The organism is Paenibacillus sp. PvP094, assembly GCF_040546835.1.
GTDB classification, from domain to species: Bacteria; Bacillota; Bacilli; order Paenibacillales; family Paenibacillaceae; genus Paenibacillus; species Paenibacillus illinoisensis.
In genome coordinates this window covers 943,257-968,395 of sequence record NZ_JBEPOM010000001.1, presented here as the reverse complement: position 1 = coordinate 968,395, position 25,139 = coordinate 943,257, and the positions used below count along the sequence as shown (strand labels likewise).

Below are 25,139 nucleotides of genomic sequence, written 5' to 3'. Positions count from 1 at the left end.
TGAACCCTATCCATTCCAATTTGGAGAGCTTCCATTAATCGACAACATTAGCTAATCATAATCGATATAATGCATGTAAATGAAGTGTTAGATGTGAGTAGATTGTCAAAGGGGGCGAGGCTGTTTGCTAACGTACACGATGAAAAGGGTTATTTTCCCGCTGGGTTGCCTGCTTGTAATCCTGTCCTCTTATTTTCTGGGCCGCACTTCCAGCCTCACATGGATGATCCTTGCCGGAGCCTTATTTGTTGCTAGCATTTATGGAGAAAGACGATATCCTGTATTACAGAAAATTCAGTGGATATTCCTCGGCATATTCCATTATTTCAGTGAATTGAACTGGTGTAACCTGTTATACCACTTGCTCATCATGACAATGATCCAGGACAAACAGCGAGTAGCTCAAACACTGCCGATTTCTTTTCTAATTGTGCTGGAATATACACTGATTCGCCTATCCTATGTACCAATAGAGTTATACACCTTGCTGGTGTCCCTATTTGATATCCTCTCAGCAGTTGTTTTTATTTTCTTGTACCATACATTGATTAACAGTGAAGCTGAGAAGCGCAGACTGCGTGAGAAAAATCAATTCCTCACCCTGCATGACCCGCTTACAGGGCTGCTCAACTATGAAGGATATATGAATGCACTGCGAGAGACGGCAGAGAAGCAGCGCTCCTTTTTGCTTATTCTTCTGAACATCCAAAATTTCAACGGATTTAATAAGGAAGTGGAAAACAATTGGAGTTCCATCATAGCGGGGACAGGGGGGAGCATCTCCAAACATTTTGCGGATGCTTATGGGATATCCCGTTATGCGGGAGATCGATTTTCAATCATTTTGCCCGAGGTTGCGGGTATCGAGGAACGAATGAGTACGATGCAAACCACCGATCTGAAAGGATTACAGGTTACGTATAGCATTTCGGTCTATCCGGAGACAGCAGAGACCCTCCAGCAGTTAATAACGATTGCAGAGGAGCGGTTATTTCAGGCACAGCGCAGCAAGTGGATTAAGAATGAAGAAGAGATCTACCGTTCGGAAAGGCTCAGGGCTGTTGGAGAACTGGCAGCCGGCATGGCACATGAAATCCGTAATCCGCTAACGGCGATTCGTGGATTCTTACAGCTGTCACGCGGACAAGCGTACAATATTGCCCCGTGGTATGAAGTGATTATGGGTGAAGTGATCCGGGTTACGGACCTGACTGCAGAATTTCTGCAATTTTCCAAGCCGCAGGCTCATCTAATGAAACCGGAGAGGCTGGACCAGTGCCTTGAACGTGTTTTGTCATTAACCGAGTCAGATGCAGCATCGCGCGGTCACCGGATTTCGCTTGAGCTGACGGGACATGCTGTTATGGTGCACATGGATCGGGACAAGATTGTACAGGTGTTAATCAACCTGATACGCAACGCATTCGAAGCGATGAATGATCCCGGAGAAGTACATATTGTTCTTGTTTATGAAGGAGACAAAGCATATACATCCATCACGGATACGGGAAGCGGCATACCGGAGAAGGCCCTTGCCGATATATTTAATCCATTTTATACAACGAAGGAAGAAGGGACAGGGCTTGGTCTGTCGCTCTGCCAGAAGATTGCTCATGATCACCATGGAGAGATTACAGTGCGGAGTGAAGTGGGAATCGGCTCTACGTTTACACTGGAGCTCCCTGTAGTAGCCGTGGAATAATTGTTTAACAAGCTACCTCCAAGAACAAACGAAAACGCCGCACAGGTTCCAATATAACGGAACCTGTGCGGCGTTTTTGTATTACAGCGCAGTCAATGATCAGTTTGGCTGACCTTGATGGAGCTGATAATAAAACCCTTTTTGCTGCATGAGATCCTCGTGGTTACCTCGCTCGGCAATCTGGCCTGAATTGATCACCAGTATCTGATCTGCCTCCCGGATCGTGCTTAGTCTATGGGCGATGACGAAGCTGGTCCGGTCTTTCATCAACGTGCGCATCGCCTCCTGGATCTGCATTTCCGTACGGGTATCAATACTGCTCGTTGCCTCATCCAAAATGAGAATGGCCGGATCGGCGAGAATGGCCCGAGCAATCGTCAGCAATTGCCGCTGTCCTTGGCTCAGATTGCTTCCGCCCGCAATAATGGGGGTGTCGTAACCTTGGGACAGCTTGCGAATGAAGGAGTGGGCATTGGCCAGCTCAGCTGCCTGCCTGATCTGTTCATCTGTCGCATCTGGTTTGCCGTAGGCAATATTATCCCGAATGGTTCCCGAGAACAGGTAGGCATCCTGAAGCACAATACCGAGTCCGCGCCGGAGGTGATCCTTCTCCAGCTCCGAGATGTCCGTGCCATCAATGGTGATGCTTCCGCCTGTAATTTCATAGAAGCGGGGGAGCAGGTTAATGATGGTTGTTTTGCCGGCACCTGTTGGCCCGACCAGAGCAATCATCTCGCCAGGCTGCGCGGTGAAGCTGACATTTTTCAGAATCTCTCTATCGGAATTGTATCCAAAGGATACATTTTCAAAAACAACTTTACCTTGAATATGATTCAGCTGCTTCTCCTGTTTCTCTTCGTATTCACTTGGCGTATCCATAATCTGAAACACACGCTCGGCACCGGCGATGGCTGCCTGAATCAGGTTGTACTGGTTCGCAAGATCGTTAAGAGGCCGCTCAATCTGCCGGGAATAGGCGAGAAAGCTTACAATCAGTCCGATGGACGTTAAATCGTGGTAAGCCATCCATCCACCTACTGCTGCGAGAATGGCAAATCCAATGTTGTTCATGACGTTCATCGTAGGTCCAACCAGCCCGGATACGGTTTGAGCCTGCGTACTGGCTGTACGCAGCTTTTCATTCAGGTTCTCAAAATGCTGGTGCGCCTGCCCTTGACGATTATAGGCGGCAACCACCTTTTGCCCGGCGATCGTTTCCTGCGCATAACCATTCAGCTCACCGAGCAGCTTCTGCTGGGCAGAAAAATGTTTGCGTGTTCTGGAAGCGATCAGCTTGGTCGCAATGGTGATTAACGGCACGGTCACCAGACTGAGAAGCGTCAGTCGGATATCCAGAGCAAGCATGATCGACAGCGAACCAACAAGAAGGATCGCACTGGACATCAGCTGAGTCACACTCTGATTCAGGGTAGTGGACACGTTATCGATATCATTGGTAGCCCGGCTCATCAGGTCTCCGCTTTGATTTTTGTCAAAAAAGCTGATGGGCAGCTGCTGCAGCCTGGAGAACAAAGCCTGACGCAGATCCTTCACCGTCAATTGGGATACGCCGATCATCACATAAGACTGTCCCCACATCATGAGTGAACTCAGGACATAAACCGTCAGTAACAGGAGACAGTCCTTCAAAAGGCCGTCGGTCACTTTCGGAACAATATGCTCATTGACGGCACGGCCCAGAAGGTAGGGTCCCGCCAGATTAAGCAGTGTTCCCAGAGCGGTAAGGACCAGAGCCATGATAACCCCTTTGCGATGGCGTCCCATGTAGGACCATACTCGCAGGATGGCGTGCTTGGCATTTTTGGCTCTTACTTTCGGAACAGGTCCCCGGCCCGGTCCAGGTCTTCCGATGGGAGGAACGACAGGTGGCTGCGTGGAGGAAGATGCAGGTTTAGCCAAATTGAACATCCTCCTTCCGTTGTTGGGAATCATAAATGGATTGATAGTGTGTGGAATTGGCCATGAGTTCGTCATGAGTACCACTTGCCACGATTCGCCCCTCATCCAGCACGTAAATGCAGTCCGCATCCTTCACCGAAGAAATGCGCTGTGCTATCAAAAAGGTTGTGCTGTCTTTCATCAGGGAATGCAATGCTCTCTGAATGCTTGCTTCAGTCCGCAGATCGACTGCACTCGTACTGTCATCCAAAATAAGAACATCCGGCCGCATGAGCAGGGCACGCGCAATGGAAATACGCTGTTTCTGCCCGCCGGAGAGATTGACTCCCCGCTGTCCAAGCTCCGTGTCGTATCCATCTTTCAGGTTCATGATAAATTCATCCGCTGCCGCTGCCCTCGCCGCCGCACGGATCTCGGCATCCGTGGCATCCGGTCTGCCGAAGCCAATATTATCCCGAATGCTGCCGCTGAACAGAATGGATTCCTGCAATACAATGGACACTCTGCTGCGAAGCAGCTGAAGATCCCAGTTCCGTACATTAACACCGCCAACAAGTACTTCACCGAGTGAGGCATCATATAGGCGGGGGATCAGCTGCACGAGTGATGTCTTACCTGAACCGGTGGAACCGAGTAAAGCCACTTTTTCCCCTGCTCGCGCAGTAAGATTAACTCCCGTAAGAGCATCTTCGCCGTCATAACGGAACGAAACGTCCCGGAATTCCACCTCACCTTGTAGGCCAGCAGCCCTGGATGCCGGATTGGAGCCAACCTGAATGGCCTGATATGGCAATGCATTCTCACTCTTAGCTTCATGGCCTGACTGAATGTCCGGCTCTGTATGTAGAACCTCGTTGATCCGGGCAGCCGACACCTTGGCCCGGGAGTAACTCATCATCATCATGCCGATGGAGGTGAGGGAGGAGAGCACCACCGTTACATAGTTGATAAAAGCAATCAGATCCCCGGCTGCAATATCGCCTCCTACAACCTGAAACCCGCCAAACCACAATACGGCTACGATTGTCGCATTCAGCATCAGGCTGAGTACAGGTGCATTCAGCGTAACAATGCGCCAGGCTTTCACCGCTGTTCCCGTATAATCCTCATTGGATTGATTGAAACGCTTTTTCTCCGTTCCCGCCCGTGCAAAAGCCTTAACGACACGAATCCCAGCGAGATTTTCCTGCAGAACGGCGTTGACTTGATCCAGCTTGTTCTGCACGCTGGCAAACAGCGGGTAGGAAGCGGATATGAGAATGTACAGAATGACAAAGAGAACAGGTACGGTCATCATGAGGATCAGCGCCAGCTTGATACTGATCGTAAATGCCATAATAATACTGCCGATGATCAGCATCGGCGACCGGATGAACATTCGCAGAAGCATCTGTACAAAGGTCTGCATCTGCGTAATATCGCTCGTTAGACGCGTGATGAGCGATCCTTCCTGGAATGTGTCCAAATTACGGAAGGAAAAGGTTTGAATATGGTCGAACAGCTCCTGGCGCAGATCCGTACCATATCCAACAGACGCTTTGCTGGAAAAGAGTGTACAGCCTGCTCCGCCAACCCAGCCAATGAGGGCAAACAAAAGCATGAACAGCCCTGTGCGTACAATATGGGGCAGGTCACCGGCAAGCACGCCATCATCCACGATGCTGGACATCAGCTTCGGCTGAAGCAGGTCCATGGCTACCTCCAGCACCATAAGGAGTGGAGCGAGTATGGCGGCTGACTTATAAGGCGTCAAAAATCGTTTTAACGTCCACAATAGGGAAATCACCTCATTCAATGAAGTCTAAAAGCATGCTGCTAAAATTCCATGCGTCATTCAGGATTCACGAAGGTTGTGAATCATGCGCTGTGCAAGCGCTGACATAAGTTGCGTTTCTTCTGGCGTAAATCCTTCCTGAGCCTGGAGCTCCAGTTCCTGAAATACCTCACTCAAATCCTTGAGCGCGCTGCGGCCCTGGTCGGTCAGATAGACACGCAGACTGCGCTGGTCATTCGGATCGGCTTCACGCCTTACATATCCCGATGTTTCCATGCGTTTCAGCATGACTGTAACGGTTGCAGGAGCACGGCGAAGCTTCTCGGCCAGACTTTTCTGGGTTTGACCATCTTCACGGTCAAGCTGGAACAGCAGTGGAGGTTGTCCGGGGTACAGCTCGGGGTGGTTAACCAGCTTCTCATGAACTTTATAGCGATGCAGCTTCACAAGTTCGGATAATTGTCCGAGCAGCCGTTCGCTGCGGGCTGAATGCATATGCTATCCTCCTATTAATTAGTCGACTAACTAAATCATAAGTTTGATCTTACATACCGTCAAGGCATTTGTAAGGTGGAAATTAAAAATGTGAGGGCATCGTATCCCCAGCGCGGAGCGATGAAGGTTTTGCAGCATAAGAAAAAGAGCTCCGGAACAGATCCGCAGCTCGAACTAAAGAGGGAGAAATACTGTGTTGCTCAATTCAGGGAACCATTTTGATATTACATCGGTTCAGTCCGTGACTGTGACTTGACTGCAGGAGAGATGGAGAGCTTGCGCCATAACCATTCGACCGGTCCCGATTTAAATTTGAGCAGCCATGCATGTGAGAATAACATCAATACAATACAGATGCCGGCCCACAGTAACAGAATCACAAGCGAAGACGGAGAACCGCCAAGTCCGAGACCCCATCCGTAAAAGATGGCGGAAGCCAGAATGTTCTGCAGAATGTAACAACTCAATGCCATCTTGCCTATCTCTTCGAACCGCCTGAAGAGACCGGCGAACCTATTCTTCTCCAGCATGTAAGCGATCAGCCCAAGATAGCCGAACGTAAGGATCGGTGCACTGATGTACCGAACAAACAAGTCCATGCTACCTCCCGGCACCAGCAGGAGCAGGTTCAGAGGAATGCCGGCGGCAAGCCCGAAATTCATCCATTTGCGGCGTCTAAGACGTCCGGATGCCTCGTCTGAGAATAGGTTTGCACGCATGAGCATGGAACCCAGCAGGAACAGAAATATATTCAGTGGAATGATGATGATGGACTCTGTTCGAAAGAAAGCAAAGTTGTCCAGCCGGAATAGAACCTGCTCCCACCATGTTCCCGTGGCGTAGAGCTTGGCAATCGCGTCCATGTTATTGAAGATGGAACCACTCTCTGTAAGGGCCAACAGTGCGGTAATTCCGCCCACTCCGATGAGATGTATACCGCCCATGAGCCCCATCACGATCAAAATAAAGCGGCGGGAACGGTTGATGATGAAGGACACGATGATGCCATTAATTGCATAACTCATCAGCACATCGTATTCCATGACCAACGTGTAGTGCAGCAATCCATCGATGAGCAGCAGCACACATGTCCATATGTAAACCCCTGGCCAGACATATCCTTTACGAAGTGCTTTTTGCCGCTTTAATTCCATGCCTGCCCCGAAGAGAAGAGTAAGCAGTCCGAGGAATTTTCCGTTCACCAGCAAAAGCATCAGTGTTTGCAGTACACGATCACCTGAGATCCACCAGGGTTGAAGCGGATCGCCAAACACTTTGTTCAGAGGGCCTAAGTATGCAAAGAGCCAAATATTCGTCCCCAATGTACCAATAATCGCAAATCCTCTAAGAACATCCAATAATACGATTCTTTTCATTCCAGCGAAACTCCTCCTTATTAATACGAGTGAATTGAAATTAATATAACACAGTTGTACTGAAATAATCGCTGCGGGTTAGCCACCAAGCCTGCCTTTCTATCTCACACTTTTACTATGCAAGCTGTGTTCGCTGTGTATACTGTATATATCAATATACACAGTATACAGACCACCGTTTCGCACCGTCAACCATTTTTTTCCTGAATCAGAAATATATCTGGAATTTATTTCCTTCAACGTTGAAATGCTGCAGTTTAACACCCACCCGATCCCAACCAGTACAGCAGTTCTCATTTTTTAGGTATGGGAAATATTGACGAAGGCTAATAGATGTGTTAATTTCTTATTATCTAATTGTTAATAACATTTTATTAATAACAGAACGGGGTTATAATTATGACAAACGAAGGTTATTCGGAGGGCCGACCATTGGACCATCTGAATCATGGCGATATAAGCGAGCAGCAGTTTCTGGAGACATATAATGCAGGCGATTATGAGCGTCCTTCAGTGACGGTAGATATGCTTGTCTTCACGATAAGGAGCGAGGCTCAGTCCAATTATCGCAAACTTGCTGAGCCGGCACTGCAGCTGCTGATGATTCGTCGCGGTGGTCATCCCTATATGGGGAAGTGGGCATTACCGGGTGGATTCGTGTCCATGCAGGAATCCCTGGAAGATGCAGCACGCCGCGAGCTGGTCACGGAGACCGGGCTGGGTGATATCTATCTGGAGCAGTTGTACACGTGGGGCGATGTGCACCGTGATCCTCGTACAAGGGTGATCAGCTGCTCGTACATGGCGCTCGTTGATAGCAGCGAGCTTGAGCTGGAAGCAGGCGATGATGCGAGTGATGCGGACTGGTTCAGGGTAGAACAGCGGCTACTTGAGGAGAAACGTCATATTCATGAACGAGGTCGTACGACGGAACGAAGAGTGCAGCTGACGTTGTCGAACGGAAAAGAGGAGTTATCGGCTGTCATTGAGGTGAAGGAAGCCGTGGAAGGCAGCGTGCGAAGCAGCAGCATGACCATCTTGGAAGTGGAGGGCATAGCGTTTGACCATGCCAAGATCATGGTTTATGCGTTGGAACGATTACGATCCAAAGTGGAATATACGGATATTGCTTTTAATCTGATGCCGGAGACATTTACGCTGACGGCCCTGCAGAAGGTCTATGAGATTATTGGTGGCAAAAAGCTGCTGGCTGCAGCCTTCCGGCGCAAAATCGCTGATTGGGTGATCGAAACCGGAGAGTTTACGGGCAATGCAGGACATCGTCCTTCCCGTCTATACAGATTAAACCCGGAGCGTATGACGACATAATTTTTGTATTGAAAGGAGGACATCTGAAACCATGGAGAAGTTTACTTTCTTTTGGCGTACGGCATCACCCTTTTCCCAGTGGCATCCGGCTGATTTTACGGTGAACGGAATCGGTTATACGAGTGCCGAACAGTACATGATGTATCAGAAAGCACTGCTGTTTGGCGACCAGGCTATTGCGGACAAGATTTTGAAGGCAAGCTCAGCTTCAGTACAAAAGAAGCTGGGCAGACAGGTAACCGGATTCGACCAGACGATATGGGAAGCAAACTGCAAACGCATTGTTTATGAAGGCAATCAGGCCAAATTCACACAAAACGAAGAACTGCTTGCCGCATTGCTCGCCACCCGTGGAACAACCCTAGTGGAAGCAAGCCCGGATGACCGGATCTGGGGCGTTGGACTGGCAGAAGAAGATCCACGTATCCGCCATCGCAGAACATGGCGGGGAACCAACTGGCTCGGTGAGATTCTGACCCGGCTAAGAGATGAGATAGGAAGTGATTCGAATGAATGCAAACCAGCATATGAAAAATAACCAGCTAAAAAGCACGAATCAGCGCTCGGACCGGGCTCGTATTGCCCAGGAAACACTGGCCATCCTGGAAGAGGGGCAGTACATCAACGGATATGACCGGAGGGTGTCGATTGATGAAGATTTGAAACGAGCGATTCAGGGTTCCGTTTTATACCGTCCGGCTGAACTTCCGGCACTTCGGGAGCAGGTGCGCCAATTACAGGCAGCGCCTAAGTCTGCAGCTGCCCAGATTGAAGTCACCGGTGAGACGACGCTTGCCGCAGCCTCACGTCTCGTGGTAGACGAGGGGAGAACGGATGTCGTTTGCCTTAACTTTGCCTCAGCGAAAAATCCGGGTGGTGGTTTCCTGGGGGGAAGTCAGGCACAGGAAGAGAGTCTCGCCCGGGCTTCCGGGTTATATCCTTGTATTTCACAAATGAATGAAATGTATGATCATAATCGTAAGCTGCGCACCTGTCTGTATTCAGACTATATGATCTATTCACCGGATGTACCCGTCATACGTGATGATGAGGATCGGCTGCTAGCCCAATATTACACGACGGCCTTTATTACAGCACCTGCCGTAAATGCTGGCGTTGTGAAGGAACGGGGGCAGGCAGATGACCAGCAGATCGAATCGGTCATGAAGGAGCGAATTCGGTATATTTTGGACGTGGCAGCGATGAATGCACATCGTACCCTTGTCCTGGGTGCTTATGGTTGCGGGGTGTTTCGGAATGATCCGGTGGATGTGGCGAGGTATTTCCATGATGTCCTGGTACAGGAGAATTTCAGGCAGTCCTTTGAGCAAATTGTATTTGCTGTGTTGGACAGATCAGCAGGACAGAGAACAATCAAGGCGTTTCAAGAACAATTACATTAAACAGCAAGTGAGTCATTTTAATATGTGAAGAAGGAGGATTAAGATGCAATTTCGTGAGATCCAACAGGATTTGTTTGCAATGGATGAAGCTTATACGCTCGCTCATTGTATTTCCGCTGATGCCCGCATGGGGGCGGGAATTGCAGTACAGTTTCGGGAAAGATTCGGGCTTCAGGTTTTACAAGAGCAGGCGAAGCAGGAAGCGCTTGAGATTGGACGGTGTTACCCGGTAGGGCGTACGTTGAATCTGGTAACCAAGGCGAAGTTTTCGAATAAACCAACCTATTCATCGTTTACCCGCGCGGTGCAATCGATGCGAGACGTCTGTGTAGAACAAGAAATCAGTAAGCTGGCCATGCCGCAGATTGGTTGCGGACTCGACAGACTGAAGTGGGACAAAGTAAGCGGCATTATTCAGGATACGTTTGCCGACACGGATGTTGAGATTGTCGTTTGTACCTTATGAGGATGAGGAATGACAGGCTTTTATTGAAATATAGAAAAAACCTCTGCTTCGGACGGAGGAGAACAGGACAGCAAGTCTGCCGTTCCCTCTCCAGTTCGTAAGCGAGGTTTTTTTGCGATTTTTCCATTAAGGCGTTGGTTTATTTTTGGGTAAACATCTCTTTGGCCTCATCCAGTGCCATTTTATTGCCAATCGCGGAATAGTCCAGCCAAGGCTGCGCGCCGATGGTGTACACGTGACTGGCTTTAACGGCTTTTAGCCCTTGCCAGATCGGGTTGTTTTGCAGTTCTTTGAACATGTTCTCCGCTTCCTCATCCGAGTTCACCACTACGAAGATGGCATCTGCATCGAAATCAGGCAGTACTTCACGAGAGATCACCTGGTAAGGCTTGGTGGAATCAATATCCGTTATGCCTTTGGCCGGGGTCAGTCCAAGATCATCATACAAGATCGGCCCCATAGGGCGGCGCGTGCTGAATACACGCAATTCTTTGGCAGTTACACGGATGGCCATGACGCTACCATCACCGATCTCGTCGTGGATTAATGATTTTACCTCTTCGGTCTCTGTTGCATAATCCTGAATATATTGCTCTGCTTCCTTCTCGCGATGGACCAGCTTGCCAATGTCCTTGAGGTGATCACGCCATGTACCGTCATCCAGATTATATACATGCACAGGAGCGATTTTCTCAAACTTGGCAATGTCCTCACCGGAATATTCTTCATCGAGATAGATCACATCAGGCTTCAGGGCAAGCAGGGCTTCCATGTCGGGATCTTTCACCGGACCAAGCGGTGTCGTGTTTTGCAGGCGATCTGCAACATGGGACAGGAATGCTTTGGCCTCGCCGCCAATAACGGAACCAACGGGTGTGATGCCAAGCGCCAGCAAGTCATTCGTCAGGTGGATGGACATTGACGCGATGCGTTGTTCTCCGGAAGCCGGACTGCTATCCTGCTGCTCGGAAGTGCTGCCCGTGGAAGTGCTGCCAGCAGCGGATGAAGAGCCAGAATTGCTGGCAGTTCCGCAAGCGGCAAGCACAAATATCAGGCAAATGCTCAGGGCGAGCAATACATTTTTCTTTAACATGAATATTCACATTCTCCTTGAACATCACTTGGATGTTAATAATTAGATGAATAAAGTAGATCACCGGCTTCGATCATTTGGTTCGCACCAGCAGATATAAAAAGTAAGGTGCACCAATGGCAGCCACCACAATGCCTGCGGGGATGGCATTCGGTTGGAAAATCGTTCGTCCAATCGTATCGGCAGTAACCAGGATGACCATGCCAATGAGACCGGCCGCCGGAATCAGGTGGCGATGCATCGGACCGACAAGTCTGCGGGCGAGATGTGGTGCGGCCAGCCCGATGAATCCGATACCTCCGGCCATGGATACACTTATGGCTGACAGCGCCACAGTACATAAGAGAAGCCATATGCGCTGGGATCGGACAGGTGTACCGATGCCCGTGGCGGCTGCATCTCCAAGACCGAAAGCGTCCAGCGTTTTGGACCGGCTCCAGATATAGGGAACACAGACTGCAATCCATGGAAGCAGAGCCTGCACGTGAATCCAGTCCCGACCCCACACACTGCCGGCGAGCCAGCGGGCAGCGAAGGAATACGTATCTTCATCCAGCCGAAGAGACAGATATAACGTTAGCGCATGAAACCCTGCGGCGACCGCGATACCGACCAGGATCAGCTTGATGGGAGATACCCCGTTATGCCGGTCATAGGCAAGCAGCATAATGATCAGTGCTGAGATGACTCCGCCTGCAAAAGTAAACAAGGGGATCAGCAGGGCAATCGAGCCATCCATGGAATAGGACAGACTTACAAAAACCATCAGCCCCAATGCGGCTCCTGCATGAAGGCCAAGAATGCCGGGATCGGCAAGCGGGTTGCGCGTAATGCCTTGAAGGGCCGCTCCCGAGATGCCAAGACCTGCTCCAGCCAGGACTGTAATGAGAATGCGAGGCAAACGGTAATCGAACAACACAATCTGATCGTCCGGGCTGCCATGGCCAAGCAGGGTTTGCAGTACAGCGAGCGGAGAGAGACGAATCGTACCCGTATTCAGGCTAATCACGATAACTGCGCATGCAATACAGATCAGCGTAACGCTGACTACGATGGATCGTTTTCCCCGTGAAGGCATCGTGGATCTCATGTTACAATGCCCTCCTTTCCTTGCGGGCCAGATAGAGGAAGAACGGTACACCGACAAAAGCAACCATGATGCCTACCGCCAGCTCCTCCGGTGGATTTACGATGCGTGAGCCCAGATCGGCCAATACCAGAAGGATGGCTCCGAGCAGGGAGGACATGGGAATGATCAGACGATAATTGACACCGACGAGTTTACGGGAAATATGCGGAATGACTAACCCGACGAATCCGATCGAGCCAACGGCGGATACGGACACGCCTGCAAGTATGACCACAGCCGTGAGGGCAAGGAATCGGGTCATGCGAATATTAATCCCCAGGCCCAGGGCAACTTCCTCTCCAAGCGACATGAGGGATACTCTCCGGGCAAGAGGCATGGTCAGCAGCAACGTGATCAGAAGCACAGGAACAATGAGTCTCAGATGCCGCCATTCAATACCGCCAAAGCCACCGGCATACCAAAAGGCGAGATCCTGACTTAGGTCAAAATAAATCGCGACACCTGTACTTAGCGAGCTAAGCATGGCCGCAACGACAGCACCTGCAACCGTCAGCCGCATGGATGTCAGTCCCCCCGGCGCAGCCGACCCCAGCAGGAAAATAAATAGGGTGCTCAGTACGGCACCAACGAAAGAAAGGCCCATGAGCCAGGCATAAGGCAGTCCCGGCCAGATGGCAAAGCTCAACGCCATCATGAAGGTGGCGCCTGCGTTGATGCCCAGCACTCCCGTATCCGCCAGCGGATTGCGCGTAATTCCCTGCATCAGTGCTCCTGCTACTGCAAAGGCTGCGCCTACGACAGCGGCAGCAACTACGCGGGGGAGACGGAGATCATGGATGATCTGATGCGGTGTCAGAGCCGGATTGTACTGAAATATGGCAGCCCACACCGTTTCGAGTGTTAACGATTTGGCACCAAGCGATATGGCGACAAACAGACTAATCAGCAGAATGGCGATGGCTGACAAAAACATTAGACTAATTGTCACCGGGGATTTTCTTGAATTGGACGGACGATGTGGCAGTCCCGGATGTTGAATGGGGGTCACTCCTTTTGTTGCCAGCAAGATCAGCTCTGCTGTTATTGATTATCATTATCAATTAGAGTTCATTATAAAATCTTAATTCAGGCCCGTACATGGCATAAATTAAGATTCGGGTGATGGACATTTTTTAGATTACAAAAAGGAACCTTTGTTCGTCAATAACATAACGGCCTCATCCAGCTGGATGTTGATGGAATAGGGTGCGTATACAACCCACGAATTCCAATCAATGACATGAACATGCCCGTTCCGGACGGCCGGATACTGATTCCAACGCGGATCAGCATGGATTTGATGCAGCAGGGAGGCGCGTTCTTTCACCGAGGTTACAGCCAGCAGCAGAACATCAGCCTCCAGTCCATCCCATTCTCCTGGAGTGATGGGCATCCAGTTGAAACCTACACCTGGAGGTTTGCCAGCGAGCTCGGATTGAATGCGTGCAGGTGGAGTCAGCTGCAGGCTGCGGTAGAACACATGACCGAAGTTACGGGTGCTGTACATACGCGGCCCCTTCGCAGTTAATGTGCATACCGCAACCGTTACCTGTCCAATCGAATCCCTGATCTTTTTGCGTGCACGCTCAGCCTTGCGTTCGTGCCGTTCCAGCCAGTCATTCGCTGCCTGGGTGCGATCCACGATGGATGCAATCGTATGAAGATGACCGAACATGTCGGTCTGATTCCAGGGGATGGTGATGATCGGAGCGATATCCCCGATATGTTCCATAGCTTTTGCGGCTGCATTGTCCTTGGTCAGAATCAGGTCGGGGTTCACATCCAGGAATGCCTGACGTCCTTGCTCCCAGGGCTCATAGGCATGAAAGGGCAGACGGAGTGATTTCGGGATATGGGGTAGATGTCCCTGGATCTGAGCCGCACAAGGCGTTATGCCGAGCGTCATCAGATGATCGGTGTAGGGGTATGAAAGCGAAACAATATTGCGGTGCACCTGCTTCGCATAGGACGTTGGCGCGTAGCCGGCATGGTTTCGAAAACGCCGGCTGAAATAAAATTCGTCCCGGTAACCTACACTTCGAGCCACATCGCGAATGCGCATGTCCGAGGTCATCAGCAGTTCCTTGGCACGGTTCATGCGCAGATGGGTTACGTATTCAATTGGATTTTTGTACATCCGGCTCTTGAAAAGCTGCGAATAATACGATGGATGCATGCCTGCCAGTTCGGCCAGTTTCTCCAGTTTGATCTCATGCATATAGTTGTCGCGCATATATTGCGTCGTTACCTGGAGCCACTGGTTCGGGTCTTCCTCTGAGCTATCGTTATTTATCTGCTCTTCCTGAGGCCAGAGCATGTGCAGCAGCTCGGTCATGAGCATTTTCTTTTTATGAGAGGTTGGTCCGTCATCCGCAGTCAGCTGTGCTGCAATGCGCTGTATGCCGTAATAAGGGCCCTGAATCCAGCCCTGTACCGGGAAGCTTGATTCACGCTCATAAATCATTCGTGTTTCGCTTTTCTCCGCTGCCCGGAACAGATCATAATTGATGATATACAGCTCAGTCTCATGGCCTGCGTTACTGAATAATTCCAAGGCAGTGCCTGGATTGCAGAGGAAGGCTGATTTGCGACTAACGAGGTGTTCGGTACCATTCACTATCAATTTACCCGTAAATTTGTGCATGTATATAAAGGTATGGTGGTCAATATCGGGTTTACTCCAAGTCCATTCCTTGCTCGTGAACCTGATCAGGTCTGTTTGGTGAAGTTCGAGCAGGGTATCTTCTAGGAACAGCCCCAGATCACTCGGTGATCCAGCTTCCTTGCCCGTGGCCGTAATGGTACGGTTCATGTTGTCGGACGCAGAGGGATGGGCGTTCGGATGATGAACCATATCTGATTTGCTTATCATGGAGGGGCCTCCTTTCGTTCTATAGATTCAATAAATGAATTCGATTCTTTCTATAACGAGCGTAGACGCATATCTGAGGTAAACCATTGTCTGTACGTCAGCAGACTCAGTATGATGCTGGTTATGGCTGCCGAGCTGGTGAACGCAAACACAATCAGAATCTGGTAACGGACAGCTTCGACGGGGTCGGCGCCTGCGATAATCATGCCGGTCATCATGCCGGGAAGCTGAACGAGGCCTACCGTTTTCATGCCGTCAATGGTTGGAATCATGCTGGATTTGACAGAGCGTTTCAATACATCCTGAAATGCACGTCTGGGCGCAGCGCCCAGAGAGAGCAGTGTCTCAATCTCCCCTTTGGAAGCTTCAACCTCACGTTTCATCTGATTCAGGAAGAGCCCGGAGACAACCATCGCGTTGCCAATCGTCATTCCGCTGAGTGGAATGATGTATTGCGGGGTCGGCTCGACAATGTGAAGACCCAGCAGAAGTCCCATCATCAATAATTCGGTCACCGTAATGGCTGCTGCGATGTACAGGGTAATTCGTCGTAGTCCCTTGCCTCGTTTGCCCGCGTTGAAGGATGCCACGGTTATCATAAAACCTACAATCGCAATGATGAGTGCAGGGTGGTCCGAGTTGAAGATAAATTGAAGTACATATCCGACCAGCAGCAGCTGAACCGCCGAACGAACGGTACCTACAGCAATATCTCTCTCCAGACCAAGCTTCTGCCAAACCGAAATAAGCATGGTCAGCATAATAAATATGATGGTGAAACTCAGTGCGAGGATGGACATGTGTTCTCCTTATCTGCCTCGGGGGCAGGACGCAGAATGTATTGACGGGCCAGTTCCGAATGCGGATGGGCGAAGAAAAGGGAGGTGGGCTGGCGTTCCAGCAGGGTCTGTTCGCCCATGAACCATGTTGTTGTGCTGAACGAGCGTGCCTGTTCCTGATCATGGGTGACCCATACGAGTGAAGTGCCCTCTTGCTTGCTCCATTCAGTCAATTGCTGTTCGACAAGCTTGGCATTGGTCCGGTCCAGAGAAGCGGTGACTTCATCCAGCAGCAATACCTTGGGACGAAGCATGATGGAACGGATCAGCGCTATGCGCTGCTTTTCTCCGCCAGAAAGATCACTTGCCCGCTTATGTATATCCAGTTCTTCCAGCCCCACTCCGGCCAGCAGACGGCCAGCCAGATTCGAATCATAGGGTGTCCGGTGGAGGTAATGAACGGTTTTCAAATTATCTTCAACGCTGCCTGCAAGCATAATGGGTTGTTGTGCAACATAGGACATGCGCATGCGCCAGATCCTGGGATCGGAATTGAGGTAAGAGGTGCCTTGCCACAGAATGTCTCCGCCATCGGGCACATCCAATAAGGACAGGATGCGGAGCAGCGTACTTTTGCCCTGGCCGGATGCACCCAGTACGGCAATTCGCTCTCCTTCATCGACAGAGGCATCGACTTTCTCGAACAAGAGACGCTGCTCGGTCGCTCCAATATGTTTGGTGAGTTGTTGAATGGTTACGAGAGTAGACACAGCGGGATCTTCCTTTCATCCGTGATCTGCTGATAATCTTAGCAAAAATGCTCGAGAATTGAAATGAAAGCAGCTCTGTGCAAGCATGCGGGGCAGGAGGTGAAACCAACGTCTGACGCCAGAGGTTCTTTTTGGTAATATAGAGGAGAGTCAGAATTGGTTCTACCAATAGGGTACAAGGGAGGCTTTAATATGACAGGAGTTACGGGACGACAGGACAAGGTAAAGTGGGGCATTATGGGCACAGGATGGATCGCATCCCAGTTTGCCAGAGATCTGGAGCATGCCGGCAATGCCGTGAAGGCAGCGGTTGGTTCGCGTACACGGGAAAGTGCGGAGAAATTTGCAGCTGAATATGGTTTTGCAAGCGGATACGGATCGTATGAAGAGCTGCTGCAGGATCCAGAGGTGGATATTATCTACGTTGCTACGCCGCATCCTTTTCATAAAGAGAATGTAATGGCTTGTCTGGAAGCGGGAAAAGCAGTGCTGTGTGAGAAGCCGTTCACGATGAACGGACGTCAGCTGGAGCAGCTGGTGGAGACGGCTCGCAGCCGCAAGCTCTTCCTGATGGAAGGTATGTGGACGCGTTTCTTGCCTCCGATTGTTCAGGCGCGGAAGTGGATTGCCGAAGGACGAATCGGTGAAGTGCGGCTTGTCAAAGCGGATTTTGGTTTCCGTATCGGCTGGGAGCCTGAAGGAAGGCTGCTGAACCCGGATCTGGGCGGGGGTGCTCTGCTGGATGCTGGCGTGTATCCTGTCTCATTCGCGTCCATGATCTTTGGCGAGCAGCCGCAGCATGTCTGGAGCACAGCGAACATCGGGGAGACCGGTGTAGATGAACAGTTCTCCGTACTGCTCTCTTACTCGGAAGGACGCTCGGCATCATTGAACGGGGCAGTCCGTCTGAACCTGAGCAACGAAGCTGTCGTGTATGGTACAGAGGGGTATATCCGTTTGCCGCTGTTCCTCGCCGGGAAAGAAGCTTTTCTGCATGTGAATGGTCAGGACGAGCCCGAGAAGTTTACGGATGATCGGACAAGCATCGGCTATGCATTTGAGGCTGAAGAAGCCGGGCGCTGCATCATGGAAGGCAAAACAGAAAGTTCGATTATCCCGCTGGACGAGTCCCTTGAGATCATGAAACTGATGGATACCATTCGAGGACAGTGGGGCTTGCGATATAAATTTGAGTAATGATATCCAACCATAACCGGACGGTTCTATGTAGGTACGTGTACAGAGAAATCATACTGGAGATATGAAATGATTGGATGGGAGTGGGACTAGGATGAAAATTCTGATTTCGGGGTTTGAGCCTTTTGGCGGGGATGCCGTGAACCCCACGGGAGAACTGATGGAAGCTATCGCACAGGAAGTGGTGGAAGGTGCAAAACTGAAAACCGTGCTGCTGCCGGTACATTTCGATGAATGTGCGGATCTGCTGATTGCCGAGATGGAAGCATACGGCCCGGATGTCGTGATTGCCTGCGGGTTAGCCAAAGGCCGGACAGCGGTAACGCCTGAGCGCATCGCCGTGAATGTAAAAGACATTCCGCCTGGCTCCTATGCGGATAACCAGGGACAGCGTCCTGTGGACGAGCCCATAACCGAAGGCAGTCCGGACGGCCTGTTCTCGACATTGCCCATCCGCGCGATGGTGAATCATATGACTGGGGCAGGCATTCCGGCAGCGGTGTCCAATACCGCCGGAACGTATATTTGCAACAATACGATGTATCGAGTACTGGATTACATTCGATTGCAGCAGCTGCCGATCCGGGCAGGATTTGTCCATTTCCCGGCTTCAACGGAGATGTCATTGCTGCAGCCGTCGGTGCCTTCGCTGCCGATAAGCACAATGCTTGACGCCTTGCGGGTAATGATACGCACCGTAGTAGCGGAAGCGTAAATCATGTTCTTCTTGTATGTAAGGTAGTAGCTAAGTTAAGGGTGACTTTGACTGTACCGAGTGAGTAACCTTCGTTGCAATAGGGATTGAATGGAGTTGCTAAAACGTTTTCCGGAATATGTATTGTTCTAACTTGTAATGTGCTGGGTTCGATTGTAAGTAACGTAAATCAGATAGAAGGGGCTGCCCCATGAAGTCATGTTGATGACTATGGGACAGCCCCTTTTGTGATGCATAATTAGTGGCGCCATACAGGCAACCAGTGTTGCTGCTTAGATGAGTAGATTTGATGAGTAGAGCCAACGAACTCAGTATCTCTTATTGGAAGAGGTATCAGAGGTTCATTGATTGTAAAGCATCGTAGATGGCTTATTTCATCGTTTCACTTGTTCTGTCCCAGGTTTCTGTCCGAATAACGTGTCTAATGTTCATCAGCCTGTCCATTACGTCTGAATTCTCCGAATAGGTTGCGACAGGTTCGTTAGCGACTAAAATAACTAAAACCCAAGGTAAGCAGGCTTCATTGCCATCCTAACGAACGGCTTGCTGTTTGCTGGCTCAGATCAGATCCGCAGCAGATTCAGGTCGAATTCGGGAACAAGGCCCTCTTTCATCGCTCGTCCAAGCAGGGCTGTGATTGCCCCATAGCCGTCATCGCCCAGATGGGCACTGAATTCGTTCACGTACAGATCAATATGCTGTGCTGCAACATCCGGGTCCATTTCCTGTGCATGCGCCATGACGTATTCTTTGGATTCATCCGGGTGTGCCCAAGCGTATTCCACGGATGCACGTGCCCATCCAGCGAGTGCATGAGCGTCCAGATTGCGGCGTGCAATGATTGCTCCGAGCGGGATCGGCAGGCCGGTATCGCTTTCCCACCAGCTTCCGAGGTCGGTCATCAGCTTCAGATCGTAGTTTTGGTACGTGAAACGTGCTTCATGGATGACCAGACCTGCATCGATTTTGCCATCCCGTACCGCCGGCATGATCTGATCGAACGGCATCACAACAATCTCGCCCACGCCTCCTGGAACATTCTGCGCTGCCCATAGACGGAACAGCAGATAAGCGGTTGAGCGTTCACTTGGCACGGCAACCCGGCGTCCGGACAGATATGCCGGATCGGTGGTGCCGTTAGCCGTAAGAACGAGTGGTCCGCATCCTCTTCCCAACGCTCCGCCGGAAGGCAGCAGGGCATACTCGTTCAGCACGTAAGGCAATGCTGCATAGGAGATTTTCAACACATCTGGTCCGCCGGGATTGGCAGCCAGGCCATTCGTAATATCGATATCCGCATAGCGGACATCCAGTTCCGGAGCACCCGGAATCCGTCCGTGTACCCAGGCGTGAAAGATAAATGTATCGTTAGGACAAGGGGAAAATGCAATTTTCATGATGTAAGTACCTCCCGTAAAATGGAACTTGCCGCCTGGAGCGCATCCAGGGCATCCTTGATGCGCCAGGCATCGCGGTCGCGTGGACCGACCGCGTTGGATATGGCCCGCAGTTCGAGCGCAGGTACGCCGAACTGCTTGGCCGCTGTTGCCACGCCGAAGCCTTCCATGCCTTCGGCGGTGGCATCCGGCACGCGGCGCAGCAGCTCCGCGGCCGTCTCGGCTGTTCCGGTCGCCGTGGACACGGTGACCGCTGTGCCTCCGCTGACAGCGTGCCCGGCCCGCTGCAGCTCATGGCGCAGGCGAGCGGCAAGCGCTGCGTCCGCAGCCACACGGGACGAGCCGAATCCGAGCTCGTCCACAGAGAGGAAGCCGTCTGGCGTCTGCGAGCCCAGATCGGCAGCCACCATGGCGTCGGCCACCACGAGTGAGCCGACGTCCGCCCGGCCGGGGAACCCGCCGCCGATGCCGGCGCTGATCACCAGCGTGTACGCTGGGGTCAGGCCTGCTCCGGCAAGGGGCCCCGTGGATGCGGCAGATGCCTGCGCCGCATCCGGTCCGGCTGGCGCGGTGGAGCCCTGCGCCAGCGCCTTCCCGCCAGCCGCTGCGGCGAATGCCAGCTTGGCTGCCGTGCTGGCTGCAACGGCTGCCGGGCCCACCCCGCCAGCGATCACGTCAAACATTTCCGCGGCTTGGTCACCCAGACCGCGAAGTACGGCATCTTTTTCTGCATCCACAGCGGTTACGATTAATACGCGCGGAACTGCTTGGTTCGATGCTGAGCTGTCTGACTCTGTATGATTTAAAGCCTGATTTTGCTTGTTCATCGGAGTTCTCCCTTATAAGGTGTAGGATTCAACGCTATATTTGGTCATCTCCATCATAACGGAATGGGAAAGAGAGGAACAACCTTTCCGTGTATTTGTCTGAACATGATCCACTTACATGTGCTGCCTCGTTAACCGCGCTTGGATGGCATATATGTCACTTCATATATATAAAGGTATCGCGTATGAAGAGTGAAGTCAAAGTTACCGTTGACAATCCAATTCAACTGTATTAATAATAATAGTACAGTTAATACACCTAATGTTTAGAAAGCATACACTTCATATACAGTCATTCAATTCGCTTATGGGGTATTACATCAATTGGGGAGAGGAGGTGCGGGATGTTCGAATTAGATGTACGCAGCCGTAAGGCGATCTACGAACAGCTAGTGGACAAAATCAAAGAAATGATCGTATACGGTGTTCTCCAACCTGATGAGCAGCTTCCTTCGGTGCGCACACTGTCAGCGCAGCTGACCGTCAATCCGAATACGATTCAGAAGGCATATCGGGAGCTTGAACGCGAAGGGTATATCTACTCTTTGCAGGGAAAAGGGAGCTTCGTATCATCGTCTGTGGAACATCCGAATGCAGCCATGAGAGATGAGATTAGAGCGGCACTGGTGAAGCTGATTGCAGAAGCAACGTATTCCGGTTTAACCAAGGCGGATATGACGCTTTTGTTCCAGGAAGCGATGGCCCGTATCGAAAAGGGGGAGCCGAATGATTGAGCTGAATCAGGTCATTAAAGCGTTTGAACATGAAAAAGCGGTGGATGGCGTTACGATGCACATACATAAGGGATCGATCTACGGTTTGCTCGGTTCCAACGGGGCAGGCAAGACTTCGCTGCTCAAAATCATCGCAGGCATCTATCGTCAGGACAGCGGGTCCGTTCGCATTGACGGGGCTGAAATCTATGAAAATATGGACCTTAAGGGCCGCACGATTTTTATGGCGGATGCGCCTTACTTTTTCCCGCAATCCTCCATTGCCCAGATGGCTGCCTTTTATCGTTCGGTATATCCGCGCTGGAATGAAGAGCGATTCGCGCAGCTGGCCACTGTATTCAAGCTGGATGTAAAACGCAAGCTGCATCGCATGTCCAAAGGCATGCGCAGACAGGCAGCTGTATGGCTTGGGCTGAGCTGCATGCCGGAAGTGCTGCTCATGGATGAGCCGATTGACGGCCTTGATCCGGTGATGCGGCAGCAGATCAAAAATTTGCTGTTCCAGGAAGCCGCTGAGCGTCAGGTGACCATTATTATTTCGTCCCATAACTTGCGCGAAATCGAAGATCTGTGTGACCACGTCGCCATTATGCACAAGGGCCGCATTATTGTAGAGAAGGATCTTGATGATCTGAAGGCCGATACCCATAAGATTCAGGTGGCTTTCCGTCATCCTGACGATGCCAAGGCGATGGATGAGCTGAATATTTTACATGAAGAGATGCGGGGAAGTGTCTCGCTGTACATTGTCAAAGGCAGTCGCGAGGAAGTGACGGAACGGTTCCGGGCCTTGAATCCTTATCTGCTGGACGTGCTGCCGCTGACGCTGGAAGAAATATTTATTTATGAAATGGAGGATGCAGGGTATGATATTCAACCGATTATTCTGTAACCGGGGCATCCTGTTCCAAAATTTCAGGCAGCACGGTTGGCTCGGAATACTATTTCTGCTCACATTGTTATTTTCGCTTCCGCTCTACATTGCAACAGAGCGAAGAGGTGGTGTAACGCAGCAGATTACCAGCTTGTTTCAGGCAAATGGGGAAACCCATATTTTGTTTGCGATCACGTTCCCGGTCGCGATGGGCATTTTTCTATTCCGTTATATGCAATCCGGAGCGCCGTCGGACTTGTTCCACGGTTTGCCACTGAAGCGCAAACATCTGTTAACGGTCAATCTGCTTTCCGGCTTTGGAATGATCCTGATCCCGATCTGGCTGACCACGGCGATTACAGGTTGGGTGTGGGCTGTGCAGGATCATATGGCCTTCATCTTTGACGGTAGTGAGATCTGGATGTGGGGCCTCAGCATGAGCATTTATTCGCTGTTTATGTTTATGCTGACTGTAGCTGTGGGCGTGTGCATCGGCCAATCTGTACTGCAGGGACTAACGGTTTATGCAATCCTGTTATTGCCTGTTGTGTTTTGGTTTATCTTTACACTGCACCTGCAGCATTATCTGTTTGGATATCCATATGGTGATATGAACAGCTACGCAGAGAAAATATCCCTTGTCCTTCGGATGGCTTCAATTAGGAACTATCCAGTGATCGGCACGGAACTCGTAATATATGCAGCTTTGGCCATCTTGTTCATCCCACTAGCTTATGTCTTATATGCCAAGCGTAAAGTGGAATCAGCTACCCAGGCGATTACGTTTACCCTTGTAAAACCCATATTCCGCTTTGGCTTGATGTTTACGCTGGTTTTGATTGGCGGAGCCTACTTCACTATGATTGCACCGCCAGGATCCACCGGGTGGACCATCTTCGGATATGTTCTAGGCGGCATTGTCGGTTACATTGTGGCCGAGATGATTATTCGCAAAACGTGGCTGATCTGGAACGTCAGATTACTGCCTAAGCTGGCTCTATATGGCCTTTTGTCCGGGTTAATTCTGTACGTGCCTGTCGCCGACTGGAACGGTTATGCTAGCAGAGTACCGGAAGTGAATGATGTCAAAAGCATTAAGCTTGGAGGAGATCGTTACACTTACGTAAACGGAGTGAATCAGAAAATCGATGATCATCCATTTTACTCGGATAATCCTGAATTTGTGGGGGCAGTCCTTGCTCTTCATCAGAAAATTATTGATTCCGATCTGCCCTTGCAAGACCCAGTAAATCCGAATGATGATTATGACGAGTATGTGTATATCAGCTATAAGCTTAATAACGGCAAGGTCATGAAGCGGAAATACCAAATTCCTGAAACGGAATTCCGGCAGGAATTAATGGCCTTGAAACAGTTGGAGGATTATAAAAAGGTAGCCTATGATACGTACAAACTGGATGAGGATATCCTCAGTATTGGTATCCGTTCCACCATCAGTTCGTATCGCAAAATATACATTGGCAGTCCTGACCAGGTTCGGGAGTTCAAGGAACTGCTGAAGCAGGATATTCTTGACCAGACCTATGAGGAACAGCGTTCCCCTTGGCAGTCGTTTGCATATGCAGAATTAAATCAGGAATCCTCCTCCAATGATCCGTATCAACCGAGAGATATGTGGAGTTACGAAATCAAACCGAGCTATGACCGGGTGATTGGATGGTTAAAAGAGAACAAATTATATGATCAACTGCTTGTCACGGCAGACGAAATTGCTTCGGCGCAGTTCGTGAAGCAGGAGATCGACAGTCCGGGTAATCCTCAGTGGGTATATGCTCAGCCGGAATATATTGATGGAAGCCTAAGCGGCAACAAGCAGGTTGCGACTAAAAACAAAAAAATAATTAGCGATCTGCTAGAACGTCAGCGATCAGGAGAGCGGACAGAGAAAGCAACCGTTTATCACATCAAGCTGAATGCCGTTCGTGGAGAAAACATCTATATGATGCTGAAGGAAGAAGATTTAACCGAAGAGATGAAAGCTATTTTGTCCGAAAAGTAGATCAAATGGTGAGCGGGAAGGGTTCTCCTGCTGCCGAATGTTTAGCCCGTAAGGCTTGCTTGACGAAATGATTGTGTTGGAATATATTAGAAAAGGTTGAGATTCGCTCCAGAATAAGATATAACCGCGAATCATATAGGTAACGGTTAATAAGGGAAGCACCCATAGAATCAGGCAATAGTCTGATTTTGCGGGTGCTTTTTTTGTGTTTTTTTCGGCCGATTCACCTTGGATCAACTGAAGAACGAAGAAGTTGCAAAATTGCAT

At 50.4% G+C, this 25,139-nt stretch carries 22 protein-coding genes; 10 read left to right on the top strand and 12 right to left on the bottom strand.

Annotated elements, in window-relative coordinates:
- Positions 1–124: 124 nt before the first annotated feature.
- On the top strand, positions 125–1,702 hold the full coding sequence (locus ABIC22_RS04680; RefSeq protein WP_354478750.1) for a sensor histidine kinase: 1,578 nt from the start codon (positions 125–127) through the stop codon (positions 1,700–1,702).
- Positions 1,703–1,801: 99 nt separating this feature from the next.
- Here ABIC22_RS04680 and ABIC22_RS04675 read toward each other — a convergent pair whose 3' ends face one another.
- The 4 genes from ABIC22_RS04675 to ABIC22_RS04660 all read right to left on the bottom strand — a co-directional run bounded on the left by ABIC22_RS04675 (position 1,802) and on the right by ABIC22_RS04660 (position 7,267).
- On the bottom strand, positions 1,802–3,622 hold the full coding sequence (locus ABIC22_RS04675) for an ABC transporter ATP-binding protein (RefSeq protein ID WP_354478747.1): 1,821 nt from the start codon (positions 3,620–3,622) through the stop codon (positions 1,802–1,804).
- Positions 3,615–5,396, bottom strand: a complete 1,782-nt coding sequence (locus tag ABIC22_RS04670) for an ABC transporter ATP-binding protein (protein WP_354478744.1) — start codon at positions 5,394–5,396, stop codon at positions 3,615–3,617. Before ABIC22_RS04670 ends, ABIC22_RS04675 begins: the two co-directional genes overlap by 8 nt.
- A 60-nt stretch (positions 5,397–5,456) precedes the next feature.
- A complete protein-coding gene (locus ABIC22_RS04665) occupies positions 5,457–5,891 on the bottom strand; it encodes a MarR family winged helix-turn-helix transcriptional regulator (protein WP_095361164.1) in 435 nt (144 codons plus the stop codon).
- Positions 5,892–6,115: 224 nt separating this feature from the next.
- Positions 6,116–7,267, bottom strand: a complete 1,152-nt coding sequence (locus ABIC22_RS04660) for a DUF418 domain-containing protein (RefSeq protein WP_354478741.1) — start codon at positions 7,265–7,267, stop codon at positions 6,116–6,118.
- A 399-nt stretch (positions 7,268–7,666) separates the two neighbouring features.
- Here ABIC22_RS04660 and ABIC22_RS04655 point away from each other — a divergent pair, with 399 nt between their 5' ends.
- From ABIC22_RS04655 to ABIC22_RS04640, 4 genes are read left to right on the top strand one after another with little or no spacing between them, the layout of a single operon-like run.
- Positions 7,667–8,596, top strand: a complete 930-nt coding sequence (locus ABIC22_RS04655) for an NUDIX hydrolase (RefSeq protein ID WP_354478739.1) — start codon at positions 7,667–7,669, stop codon at positions 8,594–8,596.
- A 31-nt stretch (positions 8,597–8,627) separates the two neighbouring features.
- Positions 8,628–9,134 (top strand): riboflavin biosynthesis intermediates N-glycosidase, encoded by a 507-nt coding sequence (locus ABIC22_RS04650; protein ID WP_354478737.1) that lies wholly within the window; start codon positions 8,628–8,630, stop codon positions 9,132–9,134.
- Positions 9,106–9,999, top strand: coding sequence for a TIGR02452 family protein (locus ABIC22_RS04645; RefSeq protein WP_483312527.1), 894 nt, complete (start codon positions 9,106–9,108; stop codon positions 9,997–9,999). The genes ABIC22_RS04650 and ABIC22_RS04645 overlap by 29 nt, the downstream gene beginning before the upstream one ends.
- A 43-nt stretch (positions 10,000–10,042) precedes the next feature.
- Positions 10,043–10,465 (top strand): macro domain-containing protein, encoded by a 423-nt coding sequence (locus tag ABIC22_RS04640; RefSeq protein WP_127538548.1) that lies wholly within the window; start codon positions 10,043–10,045, stop codon positions 10,463–10,465.
- Positions 10,466–10,604: 139 nt separating this feature from the next.
- Here ABIC22_RS04640 and ABIC22_RS04635 read toward each other — a convergent pair whose 3' ends face one another.
- The 6 genes from ABIC22_RS04635 to ABIC22_RS04610 all read right to left on the bottom strand — a co-directional run bounded on the left by ABIC22_RS04635 (position 10,605) and on the right by ABIC22_RS04610 (position 17,108).
- Entirely contained in the window at positions 10,605–11,558 is a 954-nt protein-coding gene (locus ABIC22_RS04635) for an iron-hydroxamate ABC transporter substrate-binding protein (protein ID WP_354478735.1), read from the bottom strand.
- A gap of 73 nt (positions 11,559–11,631) precedes the next feature.
- The gene (locus ABIC22_RS04630; protein ID WP_354478733.1) at positions 11,632–12,648 is read right to left on the bottom strand and encodes a FecCD family ABC transporter permease; all 1,017 of its coding nucleotides are present in this window, start codon (positions 12,646–12,648) and stop codon (positions 11,632–11,634) included.
- Position 12,649: 1 nt separating this feature from the next.
- Positions 12,650–13,672, bottom strand: coding sequence for a FecCD family ABC transporter permease (locus tag ABIC22_RS04625; protein WP_483312579.1), 1,023 nt, complete (start codon positions 13,670–13,672; stop codon positions 12,650–12,652).
- Between the two features lie 153 nt (positions 13,673–13,825).
- On the bottom strand, positions 13,826–15,559 hold the full coding sequence (locus ABIC22_RS04620) for a helix-turn-helix domain-containing protein (protein WP_354478731.1): 1,734 nt from the start codon (positions 15,557–15,559) through the stop codon (positions 13,826–13,828).
- Between the two features lie 50 nt (positions 15,560–15,609).
- Complete coding sequence (locus ABIC22_RS04615; protein WP_095288786.1) at positions 15,610–16,359, bottom strand: ABC transporter permease; 750 nt, start codon at positions 16,357–16,359, stop codon at positions 15,610–15,612.
- Positions 16,341–17,108, bottom strand: coding sequence for an ABC transporter ATP-binding protein (locus ABIC22_RS04610; RefSeq protein ID WP_354478729.1), 768 nt, complete (start codon positions 17,106–17,108; stop codon positions 16,341–16,343). Before ABIC22_RS04610 ends, ABIC22_RS04615 begins: the two co-directional genes overlap by 19 nt.
- 192 nt (positions 17,109–17,300) lie before the next feature.
- Between ABIC22_RS04610 and ABIC22_RS04605 the strand changes: the two genes are divergently transcribed.
- Together ABIC22_RS04605 and ABIC22_RS04600 are read left to right on the top strand one after the other, a co-directional pair.
- A complete protein-coding gene (locus ABIC22_RS04605) occupies positions 17,301–18,305 on the top strand; it encodes a Gfo/Idh/MocA family protein (protein ID WP_354478727.1) in 1,005 nt (334 codons plus the stop codon).
- Between the two features lie 94 nt (positions 18,306–18,399).
- On the top strand, positions 18,400–19,020 hold the full coding sequence (locus ABIC22_RS04600; RefSeq protein ID WP_354478725.1) for a pyroglutamyl-peptidase I: 621 nt from the start codon (positions 18,400–18,402) through the stop codon (positions 19,018–19,020).
- 563 nt (positions 19,021–19,583) lie between these two features.
- Here ABIC22_RS04600 and ABIC22_RS04595 read toward each other — a convergent pair.
- Positions 19,584–20,417 (bottom strand): 1,4-dihydroxy-6-naphtoate synthase, encoded by an 834-nt coding sequence (locus ABIC22_RS04595; RefSeq protein WP_095288790.1) that lies wholly within the window; start codon positions 20,415–20,417, stop codon positions 19,584–19,586.
- Positions 20,414–21,244, bottom strand: a complete 831-nt coding sequence (locus ABIC22_RS04590; protein ID WP_354478723.1) for a futalosine hydrolase — start codon at positions 21,242–21,244, stop codon at positions 20,414–20,416. Before ABIC22_RS04590 ends, ABIC22_RS04595 begins: the two co-directional genes overlap by 4 nt.
- 344 nt (positions 21,245–21,588) lie before the next feature.
- Here ABIC22_RS04590 and ABIC22_RS04585 point away from each other — a divergent pair, with 344 nt between their 5' ends.
- From ABIC22_RS04585 to ABIC22_RS04575, 3 genes are read left to right on the top strand one after another with little or no spacing between them, the layout of a single operon-like run.
- On the top strand, positions 21,589–21,978 hold the full coding sequence (locus ABIC22_RS04585) for a GntR family transcriptional regulator (protein WP_095288792.1): 390 nt from the start codon (positions 21,589–21,591) through the stop codon (positions 21,976–21,978).
- Entirely contained in the window at positions 21,971–22,870 is a 900-nt protein-coding gene (locus ABIC22_RS04580) for an ABC transporter ATP-binding protein (protein ID WP_127538556.1), read from the top strand. The genes ABIC22_RS04585 and ABIC22_RS04580 overlap by 8 nt, the downstream gene beginning before the upstream one ends.
- Positions 22,845–24,872 carry a hypothetical protein gene (locus tag ABIC22_RS04575; protein WP_354478719.1) on the top strand — a complete coding sequence of 676 codons (2,028 nt, stop codon included), beginning with the start codon at positions 22,845–22,847 and terminating at the stop codon, positions 24,870–24,872. Before ABIC22_RS04580 ends, ABIC22_RS04575 begins: the two co-directional genes overlap by 26 nt.
- Positions 24,873–25,139: the final 267 nt, after the last annotated feature.